Consider the following 21,044-nt stretch of genomic DNA (forward strand, 5'->3'; position numbering starts at 1 on the left):
GTCCCGCAACAAAAAAGACGTCCGTATGCGGAGGCATACACCTCCAGCAGACGAACGTCCTTGTTCCTGCCTACACTATATCATAGGAAGGACCGCTTGGCAATCGAAAATCAAAAGAATCTTATGAAATTAAAGTCGAAACCTTTGCAAATTCAAAAACAAGCCATGAAACTTAATTTAATTTTGCATTTTCCGCCGCATTCTGTGCCTTGAGCTCGGCCAGGATCTGGGCGAGCAATTCTTCCTGGGTGGGAGCGGCCGGTTTGGGGGCTTCCGCCTTGGCTTCGGCGGCCTTTTTGTGCTGGCCCAACCGCATGAGACGGCCCATGAATTTCACCAGACAGAAGAGCACAAAGGCCATGATCAGGAAGTTGATCACTGCCGAAATAAAGGCACCGATGCGCAGCGGGTCAGCGCCGTTGGGCAGCGGAATGACCACATTGCTGAAATCGGTGGAGAAAGCGATGCCCAGCAGCGGGTTCAGGATGTCCCCGGTGAGAGAGGACACGATGGACTGGAAGGCAGCGCCGATGATGACACCGACGGCCATGTCGATGACATTGCCCTTGAGGGCGAATGCCTTGAACTCATCCAGAAACTTCTTGGAAGTTTCCAGCCCTTGCTGCACATGCAGTTTTTCCTGTACAGGCATGGTAAAAGCCTCCCGGATCTTATTTCAGCAGGTCGGCCACGGCCTTGGCGGCGCCGTCCAGGTAATCCCCGGCAAAGGTCTCGATCATGCCGGCATCGGCTTCCTTGGCCAGTTCGGGGTCAATGGGCATCTTGGCCAGTACGGGCAGCTTGTAGCGGGCGGCGGTCTCATCCACATGGCTGTCGCCGAACACAGAGATATGCTTGCCGCAGTCGGGGCAGACCACATAGCTCATGTTTTCCACAATGCCCAGGATGGGGATCTTCATCATCTCGGCCATCTGCACGGCCTTGCCCACGATCATGCCCACCAGTTCCTGGGGGCTGGACACGATGATGATGCCGTCCACCGGCAGGGTCTGGAAGACGGTCAAGGGCACGTCGCCGGTTCCCGGAGGCATATCCACAAACAGGAAATCCACATCCTCCCAGATCACTTCCTGCCAGAACTGCTTCACAGCGCCGGCAATGACCGGGCCGCGCCACACCACGGGGGCCTGTTCATCCTCCAGCAGCAGGTTGATGCTCATGATATCAATGCCGGTGCGGCTCTTGATGGGGTAGATGCCGTCCTCGCCGCCCATTGCCGGACCATGTACGCCGAACAGCTTGGGGATGGAAGGTCCGGTGATATCCGCGTCCAGGATGCCGGCGGTGTGACCCAGACGACGCATGGAAACAGCCAGCATGGCACTGGTCATGCTCTTGCCGACGCCGCCCTTGCCGGACACAACGCCGATGACCTTCTTGATGTGGCTCTTGGCGTGGGGGGCTTCCCGTTCGGGCGCGCGGTGGTCGCAGTTGGCGGTGCAGCTGCTGCAATCGTGATTACACGCTTCGCTCATTGCAAACAAGTCTCCTTTGGGCCGGGAAAAGCCCCGGCACTTTGCATATTCTGCGTCCGGTCACCGGCAGACGAAAACCCCGCGGGAAAACCCCGGCGGGGCCTGCCTGTCCGGCATAATCGGACGTATTCTATTCTACATGGTTTGGTGTAAAAAAGCAAGGGCCGAAGGCTCATGCCATGGCGGCCACCATGCCCTCCACCAGGTCCTGGAACACCGGACCCCGGCGGTTGGCAATCTCGATGACCTCCTCGCCGGACAGCCGTTTGCCGGTCATGCCCGCCGCCATGTTGGTGATCAGGCTCAGGGCCAGCACCGGCAGCCCGCAGTGGGCGGCGGCGATGGCTTCCGGCACGGTGCTCATGCCCACGGCGTCGGCACCCAGGGTGCGGAACGCCCGGATCTCCGCGGGGGTTTCGTAGCTGGGCCCCATGTAGCCCAGGTACACGCCCTCCCGCAAGGTCAGGCCCTTTTCGCCGGCCACCTTGCGGGCCAGTTCCTGCAATCCGGCGTCATACACCCGGCTCATATCGCAGAACCGGGGGCCGATCTCCTCCTCGTTGGCGCCCCGCAGCGGATTGGCGCCCATGAAATTGATGTGGTCGGTGATGAGCATGAAATCTCCCACTGAGAAATCATAGTTCACGCCCCCGGCGGCGTTGGTCAGCACCAGCGCCCGACAGCCCAGATCCTTGATGACCCGTACCGGCAGGGCGATGGCGGCCATGTCGTGGCCCTCATAATAGTGGAACCGGCCCTGCATGCAGAGCACGGCCTTTCCGGCCAGACGTCCGGCCACAAACCGGCCTGCATGGCCCGGGGCGGTGGAGACGGGAAAACCCGGAACTTCCCCGTAGGGAATGTACACCGGGTTTTCGATGCGGTCAGCCAGACCGCCCAGGCCGGACCCCAGCACCAGAGCGATCTCGGGGGCTTCGGGCAGGCGGGTGCGCAGATAATCAGCGGCGGCGCGGATGGTTTCCAGTTGGGTCATAAGACGGTACCTCTCTTTGTTTTGTTGCCTTTATTTTACCATGGACCCGCCCCGGGCGGCAAGCATAGACAGGCTGCGGTGCGCATATATCCCCAACAGGACCATAAGGGGGAAGGAGGGAGCCCGATGCGCATCAGGACCTATCTGAAAAACGCGGCATTGCTCACCGCGGCGGGCTTTGCCCTGCGGGTGCTGGGCATGGTGTTCCGGGTGTATATCGCGGGCTGGTTGGGCGGCGAGGGCATGGGCCTGTACCAGCTGATCCTGGCGGTGTACGGGGTGTTCGTGGCTCTGGCCACGGCGGGGGTCAACGTGGCCTCCACCCGGCTGGCGGCCCAGAGTCTGGCCCGGGGGTGGGGGATAGCCCCCACCTTATGGGGCCTGGTCAGCGCGGCGGCCTGTTTCGGCACCCTGGCCATGCTGGCCCAGTTTGCCCTGGCGGAGCCCCTGGCCCACTGGATGCTCCACGATGCCCGGGCAGAACTGGGACTGCGGATCCTGGCCCCCAGCCTGCCCTTCATGGCGGTGGCCGGAGCGCTGCGTGGGTGCTTTCTGGCCAGACGGCGGGTGGAACCCAACGTCACCGCCCAACTGGCGGAACAGCTGGTGCGCATGGGGGTGGCGGCCTTTGCCCTGTCCCGTCTGGCGGCCTGGGGGGCCGGGTACGCCTGCGGGGCGGTGCTCATCGGCAACACGGTGAGCGAGGCGGTCTCCTGCCTGCTCATGGCCGTGTTTGCACGGCGGGAACCGGCCTTTCGTCCGGCTGCCGGGGACCCGGCCCGGGGCTTTACCCGGCGGGAACTTTTCGGCATTGCCCTGCCGGTGTGCGGCAGCCGGCTTCTGGCCAGCGCCCTGCAGGCCATGGAAAGCAGCCTGATTCCCTTGTGCCTGACCCTCTACCTGGGCCAGCGCACCGCCGCTGTCACCCAGTACGGTGCGGTCAAGGGAATGGCCATGCCCCTGATTTTTTTCCCCTTCTCGGTGCTGGCGGCGCTGTCCGGCCTGCTCATGCCGGAGATCGCCCGGGCGGGGGCCCGACGGGATACCGCTGCCCGGGAACGCCTCATCCACACCGCCATGACCCTGACAGGGCTGTTCTCGGTGCTGGCAGGCGCGGGGCTGGTGCTTTTTGGCGAGCCCCTGGCCGTGCTGCTGTACCACGAGGAAGCCGTGGGGCAGTATATGCGGGTGCTGGGATTCATCGCTCCCTTCATGTACCTGGAAAGCATGGTGGACGGCATCCTGAAAGGGATGGGGGAGCAGCTGGCCACCTTCCGCTACTCGGTGCTGGATTCCGCCCTGCGCATCCTGGCCATGTCGGCCCTGATTCCCCGGTATGGCATCGCGGGATTTTTCGGGGTGATGGCGGCCTCCAACCTGCTCACCTGTACCCTCAATCTGCACCGGATGCTCCATTGCGCATCCATGCGTATGGACTGGGCGGCCTGGTTTATCCTGCCCGCGGCCCTGGCGGGGATCGGACTGACACCGGTGCTCTGGCTGCGCCGCCTTCTGCCGGACACGCCGCTGGGACTGGCGGCAGAGATGGCGGCGTTTCTGCTGGGGGCAGGCATCCCGCTGCTGCTCACCTGGCGCAAAAACAAAGCCGCCCTGGTGCGGCTGGGCACCGGGCGGCAGGAAAACTGATTTCAGTCTGTCTCGGTAGTTTCGGATTCGGCCGTTTCCGGTTCCTCCGTTTTGGTATCTTCGTCCTCCTCCGGCTCTTCCTCCGGGAATACATCCCAGAAATCGGTGCGGCCGTAGATTTCGGTCAGGTGGCGCAGCTTTTTGGCCAGTTCCCGGGTGAACACACCGGGCTGCGCCCGCCAGCTCCAGTTGCCGCTGGGGACGGAAGGGGTGTTCATCCGGGCTTCGCAGCCCAGCCCCAGAATGTCCTGGGCCTGCACGATGGCCAGGTCCGCCACACTGGACCAGATGCCCCGCAGCATGCCCCAGTTGTATCCTTCGGCCTCGGTCAGCTGTAGGTAATCCACCGCTCGGGCCCGGGCATATTCGTTGGTGTTGGCAAACCAGCCGTTGGCCGGCTCGTTGTCATGGGTACCGGTGTAGGCCACGCAGGTGCGGGGATAGCTGTGGGGCAGATACCCGCCGCCGTCCCGGCTGTCGAAAGCGAACTCCAGCACCTTCATGCCGGGGTAGCCGGTGGCAGCCAGCAGCTCGTATACGTCCGGGGTCAGGAAGCCCAGATCCTCGGCGATGATCTCCCGGCGGCCCAGTTCCCGCTCGATGGTGCGGAACAGGTCGATGCCCGGGCCGGTGCGCCAGCGCCCGCCCACGGCGGTCTCGTCGCCGTAGGGGATGGCATAGTACCCGGCAAAGCCCCGGAAGTGGTCGATGCGCACCACATCGTAGATTTCACAGGTATGGCGGATGCGCCGTACCCACCAGGCGTACCTGGTCTTTTTCATTTCCTCCCAGTCATACAGCGGATTGCCCCACAGCTGACCGGTGGCGGAAAAGGCGTCCGGCGGGCAGCCGGCCACCTCGGTGGGCAGCAGATCCTCGTCCAGCTGGAACTCCTCCGGGCTGGCCCATACATCCACACTGTCCGCCGCCACATAGATGGGCAGGTCACCGATGATCTGCACACCTTTTTCGTTGGCGTAGGTCTTGAGGGCGGACCACTGGGTAAAGAACAGATACTGCACCGCCTGCCAGAAGCCGATCTCGTCGGCGCAGGTGCGGCGGGCCTCTTCCAGGGCGGCGGGGTCACGCCGCACCAGTTCCGGCTCCCAGTCATGCCAGGCCGCGCCCTTGTGGGCGGTTTTCAGCGCCATGAAAAGGGCATAATCCGGCAACCAGAACGCATTGTCCCGGCAGAAAGCTTCATAGTCCGCAGGCGGGGCAGCCCGCAGCCGGGTGCAGGCCTTGCGCAGCACGGGATACCGCTTTTCGTAGATGACGGCATAGTCCACCTGGTCGGGGGTGCCGCCCCAATCCATGTCCTTGTACTCCTCCGGTTCCAGCAGGCCGTCCCTGGCCAGCAGATCCAGATCAATGAAATAAGGGTTGCCCGCAAAGGTCGAAAAAGACTGGTAGGGGCTGTCCCCGTAACTGGTGGGGCATACGGGCAAAATCTGCCAGTACCGCTGTCCGGCCAGGGCGAGAAAATCCACAAATTTCCGGGCTTCACGCCCCATGGTGCCGATGCCGGTGGCCGACGGCAGACTGGACAAATGCAAAAGAATACCGCTGGAACGAGTCACGCTGATTCCGCCTTTCCTGAATTCTGGTTTCCATCATACACACAAAAAAGGGAAAAAACAAGCGCGGGTCCCCCCGTGCAGGAAAGCTTCAGCAAAGCGCACCAAAACGCAGCCGAAACTTTGTGCAAAAACGGGGGAGACCCGCGCTATTTTCCTCTTGACTTTTACAGGGTCTGTCCGCTGACCAGACCGTTCCACAGGCGGTAGTAGATGCCCTTTTTGGCCAGCAGCTGGTCGTGGGTGCCCTCTTCCTCAATGCCGTCCCTGCCCAGAACCAGGATGCGGTCGGCGTTCTTGATGGTGGTCAGGCGGTGGGCAATGGTCAGGGTGGTGCGGCCCTTGGCCAGGGCGTCCAGACTCTGGCCCACCAGGATCTCGCTCTCGTTGTCCAGGGCGCTGGTGGCCTCATCCAGCAGCAGGATAGGCGGGTTCTTCAGGAAAACCCGGGCAATGGAAATGCGCTGTTTCTGGCCGCCGCTGAGCTTGACGCCCCGCTCGCCCACATAGGTGTCGTAGCCGTCCTTCAGCTCCCGCACAAATCCGTCGGCGCCGGCCAGCTTGGCAGCCTGTTCGATCTCCTCCCGGGTGGCGTTCGGTTTGCCGTAGGCGATGTTCTCGGCCACCGTGCCGCTGAACAGGTACACGTCCTGCTGCACCACCCCGATGGCATCCCGCAGACTGTGCAGGGTGACCTGGCGCACATCCTGCCCGTCGATGAGGATGCGGCCGCCGGTCACATCGTAAAAACGGGGGATCAGATTGCACAGGGTGGTTTTGCCGCCGCCGGAGGGGCCCACCAGGGCCAGGTTCTCCCCGGGTTTGATCTGCAGGTTCACATGGCGCAGCACCTTGTTGTGGTCGTCGGGATACTCAAAGCTCACATCCTGGAACTCGATGCCGCCCTTGTCCACCTGCAGGGGCTTGGCGTCGGGAGCATCCTCGATCTCCACCGGGGTGTCCATGATCTCAAAGAAGCGCTCGATGCCGGTCATGCCCCGCTGGAACTGTTCCGCAAATTCCACAATGCGGCGGATGGTGGCAATCAGGGTGGACACATACAGCACATAGGCCACCAGGTCGCCGGCACTGATCTTGTCGTACACCAGGAACAGGCCGCCCGCCACAATGACCACCAGATACATCAGGCCGTCAAACAGGCGGGTGGAGGTGTTGAAAGCGGCCATGGCGTGGTAGGTCTTTTTCTTGATGGTCTGGAAGGTCTGGTTGCCCACCTCGAACTTGTCTTTTTCCTGCTCTTCGGCGGCAAAGGCCTTGACAACCCGCTGCCCCAGCAGACTGTCCTCAATGGAGGCGTTCAGCTCACCGATCTGGAACCGCTGCTTGCGGAAGGCCGCCCGCAGCCTCAGGTTCAGCCGCACGCTGACCACCATCATCAGGGGCACGCAGAGAAAGACCACCAGGGTCAGGGGCACGCTGGCCCCGCACAGGATCACGAAAGAGGCCACGATCTTGATGGCGGCAATGAAGAATTCCTCGGGGCAGTGGTGGGCAAATTCGGTCACATCAAACAGGTCGTTGGTGATGCGGCCCATGATCTGGCCCACCTTGGTGTTGTTGTAGTAGGTGTGGCTCAGCCGCTGCAGATGGGCAAAGGCGTCCCGGCGCATGTCGGTCTCGATGTACACGCCCATGATGTGCCCGGTGCCGGACATGTAATAGCTGGCGGCACCGTCAATGATGCGCAGGACCAGGTACAGCAAGGCCAGTTTGCCCACCGTGGCCACGGTCAGCACCACCGAAGGATCGGTGGCGGCGTTGGTCAGATACCGCATGATAGCGGGCAGTACAATATCGCACAGAGTCGTCAGGGCGGCGCAGAACAAATCAAAGAGCAGGATGCCCTTGTACCGCATCAGATACGGCAGAAACCGGGAGATCCGGGCCGAATTTTTGGTGTTGGAGTCCATAAAAAATGATTCCTTCCTTTTTTGACAGAAAAGCCTTCCCCCTGTCGGCCAGGGAGAAGGTCGAACATTGTATCTTTGGAAAAAGTCGTTATTCCGTGGAAGCTTCCGAGCCTGCGGCAGGCACTTCCGCCGGGGCGGGGTCCGGCTGCACCTCTTCGGGAACGGGGGATTCCGGCGCAGGCTGTTCGGGTTCCGGGGCAGGTTCTCCGCCGTCGGTGCCGCCTTCTCCCGTGCCGGTATTTCCGTCGGGCTCGTCGCCGCCATCGCCGCCGTCGCCGCCATCGCCGCCGTCGCCGCCATCGCCGCCGTCTCCGCCCTCAACAGGCGGCGTCTCCACCGGTGGCGTGGTCTCTTCGGTAGAACCGCTGCCAGGGTCGGTGGTCTCGCCGCCGGTGTTGCCATCCGGAGGCGTGGTCTCGACGGTGCCGGTGCTGCCGCCGGTATCCGTGCTGGGCGGTGTGGCAGGGGGCGACGTCACTTCCAATGCAGCGATGGGTTCGGTGTACTGTTTGCCGCATACGGTGCAGGTGTAGGTGCGGACCCCTTCCACATCGGGCTGCGGTTCTTTGGTCACGGACCCGCCATCCCACTTGTGGCCGGCGGCATCCAGCTCTACCTCCCGCACTTCGCCGCAGATGCTGCAGGCTTCTTTTACATAGCCCTTCTCCTCGCAGGTGGGATTCTTGCGGCTGCCTTCCACTTCCACATAGTTGTGGTCATGGGCCGCGGGTTCAAAGTGGGCGGTCACCACCACACCGCCGGCATCCGCGTTGGAAGGCACGGTGAAGGTGAGGGAACTGCCCGACCCGGCGGACCCGATGGAAGCTGACCAGTAGGCAAACTTCCAGCCGTCTTGGGGCACAGCGGTCACGGTGGAGCAGGTGCCGCCCTTCTTGACCATCTGGCTGGTGGAACCGCTGATGGAACCGCCTTCCGAGGCCACAAATTCCACCGGCACCTTGGCACCCCGCACCGCGATGGGGTCGGAGGTGATCAGACCCAGCGGCACGCCGTCCGGCTCGGGGATGGTCCCCAGCGGCTGGGGACGCTGATCCGGTGTCTGGCTGGCATGGGTGCGCACATAGTTGAAGTAGGCGGTCACGGCCACCTTGGAAAGATGCACGCCGTCCGAAAGGGTATAATCTTTCTTGGCCCAGCCGGTGGCATCATCCCGCAGCACTTCGGTGGAATTGAGGAAGCGGTATCCGTCCTCCTCGCACATGGTCACCAGGGCGGCGTTGTAGGCGTCCACCTGGACCATGTCCAGCCGGGTGTTTTCCCGCTGTTTGTCCAGCGGGGGAATGGCGCTCACGATGATCTCGGCGTAAGGCCAGGCCTTTTGAATGGCCTGCAACCCTTCCCGGTAGGTCTTGACGAAGCTGGTAGCGTCGGTGGAAGTCCCGCCCAGGTTGTTGGTGCCGAAGCAGATGATGATCCGCCGGGGTTTGAGCTTGGCCACCGCATCGGGGATGGTGTACATCTGGCTGTCACCCTTGAACTGTTCGCACTTCAGGGTGGTGATGGCGCCCACACCCATGCTTACCACGCCGATGTTGTTTTTCAGGGACGTGAAGGCGGTACCGGTCTCGTCGGCGTACATCATGTACCGTGCTGTGTTGGAATCGCCGATGAACAGGGTCTCCTCCACATAGGAACGCCCTGCGTCCTCGGTGGCGGGCAGCACAGTGCCGTCGGCCACGGCGGCAGGGTCGGGTGTCTGCAGGGGTTGAGACACAGGGGCGGCGGTCACGGCAGCGGTTTCGGCTGTTTCGGGGCTGGCCATGCCGGCGTCCTGTTTGGCACAGCCGACGGTCAGGCAGAGTGCCAGACTGACGGCCAGTGCTTTGCATACGGAACGTTTCATGCCGCTTCTCCTCTCCGGGTTGGCAGATTTTTATGGAATGGTTCCATTTTACACCTGCCACTGCGGCGCTGTAAACAACAAAAACACGAAAACCGCGCCAAAGCGGTATGTTTCCGGCAAAGATTTACAAATTTTCGGCTTTGCAGCTGTGAAAATAAAACAAAAGGCTGCCTGCGGCCTTGCCGCCGCAGGCAGCCTCACAGCCGGGATCAGACCCGCTGCTGCACAAAACGGATGAAATTGTCCCGCTCTTTTTCGGTCACCGCATTGATGACGTACATCTGGTTGCCCATGTCCAGGGCCAGAGCGTCGGGAAGGCGATCGCACATCTTCATGCGGGCACCGTAGCGCGCCATGATCTGCTCGTGCGTGTGGACATACTGTACGCCGTCCCGGCGGCCGGCATACACGCAGTAGTAGTGGGGACCGTTCAGGTCCAGGCTGCGCACCTCGTCAAAGCAGACCATGTCGGCCCAGATCTGGTAGCAGTCCACACTGTTGGCAAAGTTGATCATGTCCGGGGTGTAGCCGCCGGCGGGGCGCATGTTCACTTCCAGGGCCACATAGTCTCCCTTTTTGCCAAGGCCTTCCTTGTCCTCATTCAGGCGGAAGAACTCGCAGTGGAAGAACCGGCTCTTGGCGCCGAAAGCCTTGATGGTGGCAAAACCCACCTTGCGCAGGTCTTCGGGCACCCGTTTCTGGGTCCAGTAAGCCAGATCCCCCTGGGTGTTCACAATGTCCATGATGGGGGTGGGGAAGTAGTTGCTGGTGTAGAACAAGGGCACGCAATGGCTGTCAGCCACGCCGTCAAAGCTGACGATGGTGCCGTTGATGAACTCTTCCATAATGTAGGGCACTTCCGGACGGCAAGCGTAGAAGTCCAGCAGGTCACCCTCATTTTCCAGCTTGTAGGTGGCTTCGGCGCCGCAGCCGTTGTCCGGCTTGACGATGACCGGGTAGCCGACCTGCTTGATGAATTCTTTGGCTGCCTCCAGGGTGGAGACCATGTGGTGGCGTGCCACCGGAACCCCGGCGGCGCGGTAGCTGTCCTTCATCTTGCTCTTGAACTTGATGCGCTGGATGAAGTCGTTCTTGGCGCCGGTGTTGATATTGAAATCGGTGCGCAGGGCGGCGTCCAGTTCCAGCCAGTATTCGTTGTTGCTTTCCACCCAGTCGATCTTGCCGTATTCATGGGTGAAATACCCCATGGCCCGCACCATCTGGTCGTAATCTGCCAGACTGTCTACCCGGTAGTACTCGGTCAGGGTGGCTTTCAGCTCATCGGGGATCTCCTCATAGGGGGCATCTCCGATGCCCAGCACATTCACGCCGTTGCGCTTGAGCCGGTCACAGAAATTCCAGTATGTTTTGGGAAAATGGGGTGAGATAAACACGAAATTCATTTTATAAATTCCTCCTCACAAGGGTCACACCGCCGCACCGCGGTGCCGCACATCACACAAAACGGTTGCTTTGGGGGTCGTACTCAAACCCGACTTCACGCAGGGCACGGCACAGTTCGGCCCGATCCACGTTTTCTTCCGCGCAGAAATCGTCCAGATCGATGTGCCGGTCACGCAGCTGGGTATTGACATAGCTGAACAGGATCATAGGATCACGGGGCAGCATGGAAAAACCTCGCTTTCATTGTTCCGCGTACAAGAGTCTGCATATAGAAGAAAAAGCCGGCCACAAACCGTGACCGGCATTTTTTCCATCCAAATCAGACCGCGCGGGTGACCTTACCCGAGCGCAGGCAGCGGGTGCAGGCGTAGATATACTTCGGGGACCCATCCACGACAGCTTTTACGCGCTTCACGTTGGGGCTCCAGGTACGATTGCTCCGACGATGGGAGTGGGATACCTTGATGCCGAACGCAACACCCTTGCCACAGCATGCACATTTGGCCATAGCTTGCACCTCCTTTAACATAGCTGTATTATCATATCAAATCCTGCGGCAAAATGCAAGGGTTTTTTCAAAATATTGTAAAAATAATCCCCGGCCGGCCGCTCTTTCCGCAAGGAAGCAACCCCCAAATACAGGTCTGCCCTTGTGCTGGGGGACGGGATACAGTATAATAACAAAGGTAAGTATATGTCAAACAAGTGAGGAATCTGCCCATGAACGGCCTGCTTGGCATTGGAGTTTTATATGATTATGCGGTCCGGGCCCTGGTGGTGCTCATCGTCATCCCGTTCCATGAGGCGGCCCATGCCCTGGTCAGCTGGCTGCTGGGGGATCCCACGGCCAAAAATACGGGGCGGCTATCCTTAAACCCACTGCGCCATTTTGACCCGCTGGGCACGTTGTGCATGGTGCTGGGCGGGGTCGGCTGGGCAAAGCCGGTGAGCATCAATCCCCGCCGTTTCCGTGACCCGAAGATCGGCATGGCGGTTTCGGCGGCTGCGGGGCCCGTTTCCAACTTTCTGCTGGGGTTTGTTTCTACCATTATATATAAGGCGGTCTGGTATGCCAGCGCGGGGCAGGCGCCGCAGCTGGTCATGGACTTTTTGTGGTATATGATTGCCATGAACATCAGCCTGGGCGTGTTCAACCTGATCCCGGTCCCGCCCTTTGACGGCAGCCGGATTGCGCTGCTGTTTCTGCCCCGCAGCCTGTATTTCCGGGTCATGCAGTATGAGCGGTACATCATGGCGGCGGTGCTGATTCTGGTGCTGCTGGGCCTTCTGAACGCGCCGCTGGGCTTTTTTGTCAATATTGTGTACCGGGCGTTCATGAACGCCACCGGTTTTGTGGAGGCCGCCTTCGGCCTGTTATAAGGGGAATATCAGTTTACATGGAGACCTTGACCTTTCACGTTGAAGATTTTGAAGGCCCGCTGGATTTACTGCTGCATCTGGTGGGCAAAAATAAGATGAACCTCTATGACATCAATATCATGGAACTCATCGAACAGTACACGGCAGCCATCGCCACCATGCAGCAGGATCACATGGAACTTTCCAGTGAATTCATCGACATGGCGGCGCACCTGGTACAGATGAAAAGTGCCTTGCTGCTGCCCCGCAGTCCTGAGGCGGAGCGGATGAAGGCGGAGCTTACCGGCCGCCTGATCGAATACAGCGTCTGCAAAAAGGTGGCGGCTGCGCTGGGCAGCCGTGCCCGGGACCTGTACACTGCCGTGCGTGCCCCCATGCCGCTGGAAGGTTCCGCGGAATATTCCCGTCCCCAGGACCCGGATAAGCTGGTACAGGCCTGGTTCAACCTGATGGGCCGGAGCCTGCGCCGCCGCAAGCCCCAGCAGGAGCGGTTTGAACCTTTGGTCACGGCTCCTTTTGTGTCGGTGGCCAGCCGGGTAGCCCATGTGCTGCGGGGCCTTTTGCGGGGCAGCCTTCACCGGATGGGGCAGCTGTTCAGCCGGGAGGAGAGCCGCAGCACCAACGTGGCCACCTTTCTGGCATTGCTGGAACTGATCCGTGCCGGACGCATCAAGGTGGATGATTCCGGCAGCCTGCAGATGGACCGCACCCGCCACCCGCGGCAGAGAAAACAAACAGCAGGGGAGGCAACCGCCCATGAATGAACGTCAGAAACTCGGCGCAATGGAAGCCATGCTTTTCGCCAACGGGGAACCCGTGGAGGCGGGCCGGCTGGCCGAGGCCATGCGCATTGAAACCGAAGAGGCCCAGAATCTGCTGCGTACCCTGCAGGGAGAATACGATGCCCGGGAAAGCGGCATGGTCCTGCTGCGCTTTGAAGGGGACCGCTGGCAGCTGACCACACGTCCGTATTACGGGGATATCGTCAAGCGTATTCTGGATACCCGCCATAACGCGCCGCTGTCCCCGGCGGCGCTGGAAGTGCTGGCGGTCATTGCGTACAACCAACCGGTTTCCCGCAGCTTTATCGAACAGGTGCGCGGGGTGGATTCCTCCTCCACCGTGGCCAAACTGCTGGAACGCGGTCTCATTGAAGAAGCCGGCCGCCTGGACCTGCCGGGCAAGCCGGTGGCCTTCCGGGTCACGGATACTTTCCTGCGGGTGTTCGGCCTGGGCAGTCTGGCGGATCTGCCGCCCCTGCATGAGGATGATCCCCAGGGAGCCCCGGAAGACAATGAGCCCCGTCAGATGGAAATGGAGAATCTGGTATGACCGTTCTGCTGGGAGCGCTGGTACTGGTCGGGCGTATCCTGCTGGTCCTGGTGCTGGTGGTGCTGGCGGCGGTGATCCTGCTGCTGTTGGCGCCGATGGGGCTGGCCATTCGGTGGACCCCGGCCGCCGGCATAACGGTGGGAGCCTATGCCGGCCCGCTGCGCCGCACCCTGTTTCCCTGGCACCACCGCAAGAAGAAAAAACCAGAAAAGCGGGCCAAAACTGCGCCCGCAGAACCGACCGGAAAAACACCCGCCGCTCCCGATACTTCATCCGGTCCGGCGGAAAAGACACAGCCCGCTTCCGCGGCGGCATCTTCTCCGCCGCCGGCGCACACATCACCGGCTGAAAAGCCTTCCGGCGGAGCGGAGGAGCCGGAACCTCCTCTTCCGCCTGTGGAACCGCAGCCGGAAGAGCTGACTTCCGGCGAACAGGATGCCCTTTTGGGGGCGGCCCGCATCTTTTTCGGCACCCTGGCACCGCACCGGGCCAGACTGCTGCGCGGTGTGCAGGTGAACAAGCTGCAGGTCTTCTGGACCGTGACAGGGGAGGACGCCGCCGATACGGCCGTGGCCTATGGCCGGCGCATCGCCCTGAGCAACAATCTGCTTACGCTGGCCAGACAATATCTGACCATCCGGGCCGAATCCCTGCGCCTGGAACCGGATTTTACCGGTACGCTGGCGGGAAAACGGATTTTTTCTTGCCAAATCCGCACAAGGCCGTATATAATATTGTTGATCCTGTTCTACCTGATGCGTCGGGATGAGAAGGGTCATATCCCTCTGGAGGAAATACAGGACAAGCTGGGCGCGCTGACCTGAGCGGCGCGTAGGGAATATAGGAGGTAATTTACTATGGCAGAACACCCGCTGCAGGGTATGATGGGGATCACGATGGACAAGGTCCGGGATATGGTGGACTCTTCCACCATCATCGGCGACCCCATCAAGGTGGATGAAGATACCACCATCATCCCGGTTTCCCGGGTCACCTTCGGCTTTGCGTCCGGTGGTTCGGATGTGGGCGCCAACGCCAGCAAACAGATGTTCGGCGGCGGGTCCGGTGCGGGCGTGTCCATCACCCCGGTGGCGTTTCTGGTCATCAGCCCTGCCGGCGTGCGCACCGTGCAGCTGATGGAACATGCCACCACCATCGACAACGCCATCGCCGCGCTGCCCGAACTGGTGGAAAAGCTGGCGTCCATGCTCGGCAAGGGCAAACCCAGCAAGGAGACCGCTACCGAGGCCGCCAAGGAGGCTTTTGCCCAGGCGGACGCGAGCCAGAACTGACCTGAGGTCCGGCCGGAACGCGCCGGGGCCGGGGCAACATACAAAAACACACGGCGCAAGGCGGCTTCAAGCCACTTTGCGCCTTTTTGAAAGGAATTTTTTATTATGGCAGAACAACGCATTCAGAAAGTCCTCTCCGACCAGGGCATCTGCTCCCGCCGCGCGGCGGAGCGCATGATCGACGAAGGCCGGGTCAAGGTCAACGGGCATCCCGTCACCCTGGGAGACAAGATGGACCCGGATTTTGACAAGGTCTCCATCGACGGCAAGACGGTGCGCATCGTGCGCAAACGCAAGTACATCTATATTATGCTGCATAAGCCCCGGGGCTTTATCACCACCGCCTCGGATGAACTGGGCCGCAAGACGGTCATGGATCTGGTCAAGGGGGTGGGCCGTCGGGTGTACCCTGTGGGGCGCCTGGACAAGGACAGCGAAGGCCTCCTGCTCATGACGGACGACGGCGCTTTTGCCAATCTGCTGACCCATCCTTCCGGCGGCGTGGGCAAATTGTACCGGGTCACCGTGCGTCCCCGCGCCACCGAGGAGCAGATCGTCAAGATGTCCAGCGGCGTGGTGCTGGATGATGGGGTCAAGACCGCCCCGGCGGTGATCCATGTGGTCACCGATGAGCCCAACCGCACCGTGCTGGAGATCACCCTGCACGAAGGCCACAACCGCCAGATCCGCCGCATGTGTGAAAGCGTGGGCCTGGAAGTCATCCGCCTGAAGCGCAGCGCTGAAGGTCCGGTGAAGCTGGGCATGCTGGCTCCCGGCGAATGGCGGGAACTCAAGCGCTCGGAGGTCACGGCTCTGCGCAACGCAGCCATCAAGTCGGGCGGCAGCAAAAAGAAGGACTGACACGGGGCATTTCTGCAAAAAAATCCGAAAAAAACCGCGCAATTTGAACAAAATCCACTTGTCCCACTGGAAATAAAGTAGTATAATCATTGCATATGGCATTGTGAAAACCATACTGCTATCAATACAGGAGGTCACTAAATGGCTGCAAAGAAACCTGGCAAGGCAGAACTCCTTGCCGCATTTTTTGACGATGGGAACTATACCGCGCTGTTTGCCGACGGCCCGGTCAGCGCCGCATATGGTTGTGCGGGCGGCCAGAGCGTGTACGCCGTGATGCAGGACGGTCGTCCCGTCGATGTGGATGATATCGAAAAGAATATCCGTGTTCTGAACATGGCCGCCGAGACCGGCGCTCCGGTTGTCACTTTCTACAACTCTACCGGCGCCTGCCTGGAGAGCGGGCTGGCACTGCTGAACGCCAACTCCCGCCTGATGGGCCAGATCGCCCGGATTTCCGGTGTGGTGCCCCAGGTGGCAGTGATCACCGGCACCTGTGCAGGTTCCTCCGCCGTGCAGGCGGCCGCCGCCGATCTGTGCGTCATGAGCAAGGACGCCGAGCTGTTCCTGAACGCACCGTTCACCAGTGAGGACAAGGTGTCCATTGCCGGCACTGCCGAGTTTGCCGCCCGCGCCGGTGTGGCTGCGGTCCTGGCCGATGACGACCTGCAGGCTGCCAAGAAGGCTGCCTCCATTGTGGCTTTGCTGCCCTCCAACAACCTGGCCGGCCCTGCGGTGTTTGATTTCGCCGCACCCGCCAAGCCGCTGGACCTCAATAAATATGAACCCGCTGCCGCGGCCGCTTCTCTGGCCGACGAAGGCAGCCTGGTGGAACTCTACGCCGGGTACGGCAAGGCCGTATATACCGCGCTGGGAACCGTGGGCGGTGCCGCTGTGGGCATCGTGGCCACGGCCAAGAGTGCCATCAACCACCATTGCACCGCCAAGGCGGCCCGTTTCATCCGCCTGTGTGATGCATACAGCATCCCTGTGCTGACCATCGTCAACACCGACGGTTTCGTCCGCAGCGAGGGAGACGACATGGCCGGCGGTATCCGTCAGGCTGCCCGTATGGCCGGTGTGTATGCTGAGGCCACCACCGTCAAGGTGGCTGTGCTGGCCGGTGAGGCCGTTGGCCCCATCTACACCGTCTTCGCCGCGTCCGCCGACTGGCGCATTGCCGTGGACGGCTGCACCATCGCGCCGCTGGCACCGGAAACGGCCGTCAGCGTTCTGTACAAGGACGAGATCTACGCCGCCGACAATGTGGAAAAAGCCACCAAGGCCAAGGCCGAAGCCTATAAGGCGGAGGTCTGCAGCGCTTCCGCCGCCGTGGCCGCCGGTTCCGCCGATGCCGCCGTGGCGCCTGCCGGCGTGCGTGCCGCCGTGGCCCAGGCCCTGGATATGATGGCCAGCAAGCGCGCGGTGCGTCTGGCCAAGAAGCACGGCAACATCACCCTGTAACATCACACGATCATACATACCAAGGAGGATTCTGTCATGAAACATCTCACCGTTACCGTCAACGGCGTTGCCTATGATGTGACTGTTGAAGAAACCGCCGGCGGCCCTGTGGCCCCCGCTGCCCCTGCTGCTCCGGCGCCCGCTCCTAAGCCGGCTGCTCCGGCTCCCGCGGCAGCGCCCGCACCTGCCGGTGCTGCCGGTGCCGTCACCGTTTCCGCCCCCATGCCCGGCAACATTCTGGATGTGCGCGTCCAGCCCGGTGCCTCTGTCAAGGCCGGCGACACCCTGATGATCCTGGAAGCCATGAAGATGGAAAACGAGATCTCGGCTCCGCAGGACGGCACCATTGCCAGCGTCAACGTGCGCAAGGGCGACACGGTGGCTTCCGGCGATGTGCTGTGCACCATGAACTGAGCCCCGCAGCAGTTTGAAAAAGAGGTGAATCAGATTGGCTAAGAAACCCATTCAGATCACGGAAGTTGTCCTGCGCGACGCCCATCAGTCGCTGCTGGCCACCCGTATGACCATCGACGAGATGCTCCCCATCCTCAAGACGATGGATGAAATCGGTTATTTTTCCATCGAGTGCTGGGGCGGCGCCACCTTTGATGCCTGCATCCGTTTCCTGGATGAAGACCCGTGGGAGCGCCTGCGCACCCTGCGCCGGGAAATGCCCAAGACCAAGCTGCAGATGCTGTTCCGCGGCCAGAACATGTTGGGCTACCGTCATTACGCCGACGACGCCGTGGAATACTTCGTGCAGAAGTCTGTGGCCAACGGTATCGACATCCTGCGTATCTTTGACGCCCTGAATGACCCGCGCAACCTGCAGACTGCCATCAAGGCCGCCCGCAAGGAAAAGGCCCATGTGCAGGCCTGCATCAGCTACACCCTGAGCCCGGTGCATACCAACGAATATTTCGTGGAGTATGCCAAACAGCTGGAAGAGATGGGCGCCGACTCCATCTGCATCAAGGATATGGCCGGCCTGCTCAAGCCCTACACCTGCTATGACCTGGTCAAGGCGCTGAAGGAAGCGGTCAGCATTCCCATCGATATCCACAGCCATTACACCGCCGGTCTGGCTTCCATGTCCATCCTGAAGGGCATCGAAGCGGGCGCCGACATCATTGATACCGCCATGAGCCCGCTGGCTCTGGGCACTTCCCATATGCCCACCGAGAGTCTGGTCGCCGCCCTGCAGGGCACCGACTACGACACCGGTCTGGACCTCGCCAAGCTGAACATCGTGCGGGAGCACTTTGCCAAGCTGCGTGAAAAGTACATTGCCAACGGCCAGATCAGCCCGAAGGTTCTGGGCGTGGACGCCAACACCCTGCTGTATCAGGTACCCGGCGGCATGCTGTCCAACATGATCAAGCAGCTGAAGGATGCCGGCAAGGAAGACCAGCTGGACGAAGTGCTCAAGGAGATCCCGCGGGTGCGTGAGGATGCCGGCTACCCGCCGCTGGTCACGCCCACCAGCCAGATCGTGGGTACCCAGGCCGTGTTCAACGTCATCATGGGCGAGCGCTACAAGATGGTCACGAAGGAGTTCAAGGGCCTGGTCCACGGCGATTACGGCAAGACTCCCGCGCCCATCAAGCCGGAGTTCTCCAAGATGATCCTCAAGGGCGAAGAGCCCATCACCTGCCGTCCCGCGGACCTGCTGGAACCCGAGATGGAGAAGATGAAGGCCGAAGCCGCCAAATATGTCATCCAGGAAGAGGACGTGCTGACCTACGCCATGTTCCCGCAGGTCGCCCCCAAATTCTTTGAAAAGCGCAACGCCCGCCTGCACGGTGTGGATGCGCAGCATGCGGACTACGAAAACAAGTCCCATCCGGTCTGATTTTTCGCTGACTGAAACCCAAAGCCCCCGCGCTGTATGGCGCGGGGGCTTTTTCTGCCTGTATGCCGCCCTTTGCCTTGCCAAACAGCGATGTGGGTAGTATAATAAATTGAATACCTATCAGGAAAAATTTGCTGTGTAAGATATGAGGAGTTCAGGTATGGTTCTCAGCATGACAGGCTATGGTCGGGCCGAGCAGACGCTCAACGGCCGCAATATCACAGTGGAGCTGCGCAGCGTCAACGCGCGCTTTTTCGAGTATTCTTCCCGGCTGCCGCGCACCTGCGGCTTTCTGGACGACAAGCTCAAAGCGCTGGTGGCCGACCGTGTCCATCGCGGCAAGGTGGAACTGAATCTCACCATCCAGAGTGTGGCCGCCGCCGACACCGTGGTGCAGATCAACTGGCCTCTGGCTGAAAGCTACCGTCATGCCCTGCATGCCATGGCGGAACGGCTGGACATCAAGAATGACGTCACCGTCACCGCACTGGCCCGTTTCCCCGATGTGCTGACCCAGACCGCGGCTCCCGCTGACCCGGATGCTTTGTGGGCGGATGTGTCTTCGGTGGCTGCCCAGGCGGTGGATGCCTTCCTGGCCATGCGCGCCACCGAGGGCGCCAAGCTCAAGGAAGATGTGGAAAACCGCCTGCAGGTGGTGGAAGACCTGGTGGGCCAGATCGAACAGGGAAGCGCCGGCCGGGTACAGGCCTACACCGAACGCCTGTATGCCCGCCTGCAGGAATTGCTGGCCGACCGCAATATTGACGAAAGCCGCATCCTCACCGAGGCTGCTCTTTTTGCGGACAAGACCGCCATTGATGAAGAGACCGTGCGCCTGCACAGTCATGTGGCCCAGTACCGGGAAATCCTGGCCCTGGATGAGCCCATCGGCCGCAAACTGGATTTCCTGACCCAGGAACTGAACCGGGAAGCCAACACCATCGGCTCCAAGTGCCAGGACGCTGCCCTGACCCGCCTGGTGGTGGCTCTCAAATCTGAGATCGAGAAGATCCGGGAACAGATCCAGAACATCGAATAAGGGGCAGGTATGAAACTGATCAATATCGGGTTCGGCAATCTGGTCAATGCCGACCGGCTCATCGCCGCGGTCAGTCCGGAATCCGCACCCATCAAGCGTATCGTACAGGACGCCCGGGACAAGGGTGCCGTCATTGATGCCACCTACGGCCGCCGCACCCAATCGGTGCTCATCATGGACTCCGACCATGTGGTTCTCTCGGCCTTTCCGCCGGAAACCATTCTCGGCCGCACGCAGGAGGAAGCCGCACCGTGATCCGGTGTGCTTATAGATGGATACAGGTGTATAGGAAAGCAAAAGAATAGGGGATGCTAAAGTATGAAAGGCGAAAAGTACCTGTTTGTTGTGTCGGGGCCGTCCGGCACCGGCAAGGATACCGTTGTGTCCAAGCTGCTCGGTGACCATCCGGATGTGAAGAAGACGGTGTCCGCCACCACCCGTCCCATGCGGGAAGGGGAAGTGGATGGCGTCAACTACCACTTCCTCAGCAAGGAACATTTCAAGGAAGCGCTGGACGCGGATGGCATCGTGGAATACACCTGCTATTGCGAGAACTATTACGGGACCCTGCGTTCCGAGATCGAACGCCACATGAAGGCGGAAGAACCGGTCATTCTGGTCATCGAGGTGGAGGGCGCCGGCAACATCAAGCGGCTGTACCCGGGTTCCACTACCATCTTTGTACTGCCGCCGGATATGCAGGAGCTGGAACACCGCCTGCGCTGCCGCGGTACCGAGACCGAGGAGGTCATCCAGAAACGCCTCAAGCGTGCCGAAACCGAGATTGCCCGCTCCGCCGACTACGACGAACATGTGGTCAACGATGTGGTGCAGGATTGCGCCGACCGCATCTACGGCATTATCCGGCATCGCCTGATGCAGGAGGATTGATCCGCCCGCACAAGAGGGGA

General features: G+C 61.0%; 23 protein-coding genes. 14 read left to right on the forward strand and 9 right to left on the reverse strand.

The window, feature by feature from the left end; genetic code table 11:
• Window positions 1–172: 172 nt before the first annotated feature.
• From mscL to AC127K_RS12345, 3 genes are all read right to left on the reverse strand, one after another.
• On the reverse strand, window positions 173–652 hold the full coding sequence (gene mscL, locus AC127K_RS12335; protein ID WP_294541889.1) for a large conductance mechanosensitive channel protein MscL: 480 nt from the start codon (window positions 650–652) through the stop codon (window positions 173–175).
• Window positions 653–671: 19 nt separating this feature from the next.
• Window positions 672–1,496 (reverse strand): Mrp/NBP35 family ATP-binding protein, encoded by an 825-nt coding sequence (locus AC127K_RS12340; protein ID WP_204648575.1) that lies wholly within the window; start codon window positions 1,494–1,496, stop codon window positions 672–674.
• 172 nt (window positions 1,497–1,668) lie between these two features.
• A complete protein-coding gene (locus tag AC127K_RS12345) occupies window positions 1,669–2,490 on the reverse strand; it encodes a purine-nucleoside phosphorylase (RefSeq protein ID WP_483720822.1) in 822 nt (273 codons plus the stop codon).
• A gap of 126 nt (window positions 2,491–2,616) precedes the next feature.
• On the opposite strand from AC127K_RS12345, the gene AC127K_RS12350 reads away from it, so the two are divergent.
• The gene (locus AC127K_RS12350; RefSeq protein ID WP_483720823.1) at window positions 2,617–4,137 is read left to right on the forward strand and encodes an oligosaccharide flippase family protein; all 1,521 of its coding nucleotides are present in this window, start codon (window positions 2,617–2,619) and stop codon (window positions 4,135–4,137) included.
• A 2-nt stretch (window positions 4,138–4,139) separates the two neighbouring features.
• Here the strand turns inward: AC127K_RS12350 and malQ are convergent, their stop codons facing one another.
• From malQ to AC127K_RS12365, 3 genes are all read right to left on the reverse strand, one after another.
• Window positions 4,140–5,717, reverse strand: a complete 1,578-nt coding sequence (gene malQ, locus AC127K_RS12355) for a 4-alpha-glucanotransferase (RefSeq protein WP_483720824.1) — start codon at window positions 5,715–5,717, stop codon at window positions 4,140–4,142.
• Window positions 5,718–5,881: 164 nt separating this feature from the next.
• A complete protein-coding gene (locus AC127K_RS12360) occupies window positions 5,882–7,645 on the reverse strand; it encodes an ABC transporter ATP-binding protein (RefSeq protein ID WP_294542841.1) in 1,764 nt (587 codons plus the stop codon).
• Window positions 7,646–7,733: 88 nt separating this feature from the next.
• Window positions 7,734–9,509 (reverse strand): SGNH/GDSL hydrolase family protein, encoded by a 1,776-nt coding sequence (locus tag AC127K_RS12365; protein ID WP_483720825.1) that lies wholly within the window; start codon window positions 9,507–9,509, stop codon window positions 7,734–7,736.
• On the opposite strand from AC127K_RS12365, the gene AC127K_RS12370 reads away from it, so the two are divergent.
• Window positions 9,508–9,747, forward strand: coding sequence for a hypothetical protein (locus AC127K_RS12370; protein ID WP_483720826.1), 240 nt, complete (start codon window positions 9,508–9,510; stop codon window positions 9,745–9,747). The two genes, AC127K_RS12365 and AC127K_RS12370, sit on opposite strands and share 2 nt — an antisense overlap.
• Here the strand turns inward: AC127K_RS12370 and AC127K_RS12375 are convergent.
• The 3 genes from AC127K_RS12375 to rpmB all read right to left on the reverse strand — a co-directional run bounded on the left by AC127K_RS12375 (window position 9,719) and on the right by rpmB (window position 11,421).
• The gene (locus tag AC127K_RS12375; RefSeq protein ID WP_483720827.1) at window positions 9,719–10,912 is read right to left on the reverse strand and encodes an ATP-grasp domain-containing protein; all 1,194 of its coding nucleotides are present in this window, start codon (window positions 10,910–10,912) and stop codon (window positions 9,719–9,721) included. The two genes, AC127K_RS12370 and AC127K_RS12375, sit on opposite strands and share 29 nt — an antisense overlap.
• A 52-nt stretch (window positions 10,913–10,964) precedes the next feature.
• A complete protein-coding gene (locus tag AC127K_RS12380; protein WP_294542939.1) occupies window positions 10,965–11,138 on the reverse strand; it encodes a DUF4250 domain-containing protein in 174 nt (57 codons plus the stop codon).
• A 94-nt stretch (window positions 11,139–11,232) separates the two neighbouring features.
• Window positions 11,233–11,421 (reverse strand): 50S ribosomal protein L28, encoded by a 189-nt coding sequence (rpmB, locus tag AC127K_RS12385; protein WP_204645797.1) that lies wholly within the window; start codon window positions 11,419–11,421, stop codon window positions 11,233–11,235.
• 212 nt (window positions 11,422–11,633) lie between these two features.
• On the opposite strand from rpmB, the gene AC127K_RS12390 reads away from it, so the two are divergent.
• The 12 genes from AC127K_RS12390 (at window position 11,634) to gmk (ending at window position 21,024) form a co-directional block, all read left to right on the forward strand.
• Window positions 11,634–12,293: a site-2 protease family protein gene (locus AC127K_RS12390; protein WP_483720828.1), complete on the forward strand. Its 660-nt coding sequence runs from the start codon at window positions 11,634–11,636 to the stop codon at window positions 12,291–12,293.
• Between the two features lie 17 nt (window positions 12,294–12,310).
• Window positions 12,311–13,057, forward strand: a complete 747-nt coding sequence (locus AC127K_RS12395; RefSeq protein ID WP_483720829.1) for a segregation and condensation protein A — start codon at window positions 12,311–12,313, stop codon at window positions 13,055–13,057.
• The gene (scpB, locus tag AC127K_RS12400) at window positions 13,050–13,625 is read left to right on the forward strand and encodes an SMC-Scp complex subunit ScpB (RefSeq protein WP_483720830.1); all 576 of its coding nucleotides are present in this window, start codon (window positions 13,050–13,052) and stop codon (window positions 13,623–13,625) included. The genes AC127K_RS12395 and scpB overlap by 8 nt, the downstream gene beginning before the upstream one ends.
• Complete coding sequence (locus AC127K_RS12405) at window positions 13,622–14,449, forward strand: DUF2953 domain-containing protein (protein ID WP_483720831.1); 828 nt, start codon at window positions 13,622–13,624, stop codon at window positions 14,447–14,449. Before scpB ends, AC127K_RS12405 begins: the two co-directional genes overlap by 4 nt.
• A gap of 33 nt (window positions 14,450–14,482) precedes the next feature.
• Window positions 14,483–14,917 (forward strand): GerW family sporulation protein, encoded by a 435-nt coding sequence (gene ytfJ, locus AC127K_RS12410; protein WP_294542716.1) that lies wholly within the window; start codon window positions 14,483–14,485, stop codon window positions 14,915–14,917.
• Between the two features lie 105 nt (window positions 14,918–15,022).
• Entirely contained in the window at window positions 15,023–15,778 is a 756-nt protein-coding gene (locus AC127K_RS12415; RefSeq protein WP_483720832.1) for a pseudouridine synthase, read from the forward strand.
• A 141-nt stretch (window positions 15,779–15,919) separates the two neighbouring features.
• Window positions 15,920–17,242 carry a carboxyl transferase domain-containing protein gene (locus tag AC127K_RS12420; protein ID WP_294542714.1) on the forward strand — a complete coding sequence of 441 codons (1,323 nt, stop codon included), beginning with the start codon at window positions 15,920–15,922 and terminating at the stop codon, window positions 17,240–17,242.
• A 36-nt stretch (window positions 17,243–17,278) separates the two neighbouring features.
• Complete coding sequence (locus AC127K_RS12425) at window positions 17,279–17,656, forward strand: biotin/lipoyl-containing protein (RefSeq protein ID WP_294542713.1); 378 nt, start codon at window positions 17,279–17,281, stop codon at window positions 17,654–17,656.
• A gap of 34 nt (window positions 17,657–17,690) precedes the next feature.
• Window positions 17,691–19,094: an oxaloacetate decarboxylase subunit alpha gene (locus AC127K_RS12430; RefSeq protein ID WP_294542712.1), complete on the forward strand. Its 1,404-nt coding sequence runs from the start codon at window positions 17,691–17,693 to the stop codon at window positions 19,092–19,094.
• Between the two features lie 160 nt (window positions 19,095–19,254).
• Window positions 19,255–20,133: a YicC/YloC family endoribonuclease gene (locus AC127K_RS12435; protein ID WP_483720833.1), complete on the forward strand. Its 879-nt coding sequence runs from the start codon at window positions 19,255–19,257 to the stop codon at window positions 20,131–20,133.
• A 9-nt stretch (window positions 20,134–20,142) separates the two neighbouring features.
• On the forward strand, window positions 20,143–20,388 hold the full coding sequence (locus AC127K_RS12440) for a DUF370 domain-containing protein (protein ID WP_294539955.1): 246 nt from the start codon (window positions 20,143–20,145) through the stop codon (window positions 20,386–20,388).
• Between the two features lie 63 nt (window positions 20,389–20,451).
• Window positions 20,452–21,024 carry a guanylate kinase gene (gmk, locus tag AC127K_RS12445; RefSeq protein WP_483720834.1) on the forward strand — a complete coding sequence of 191 codons (573 nt, stop codon included), beginning with the start codon at window positions 20,452–20,454 and terminating at the stop codon, window positions 21,022–21,024.
• Window positions 21,025–21,044: the final 20 nt, after the last annotated feature.

This window comes from Subdoligranulum sp. DSM 23681 (genome assembly GCF_057005535.1).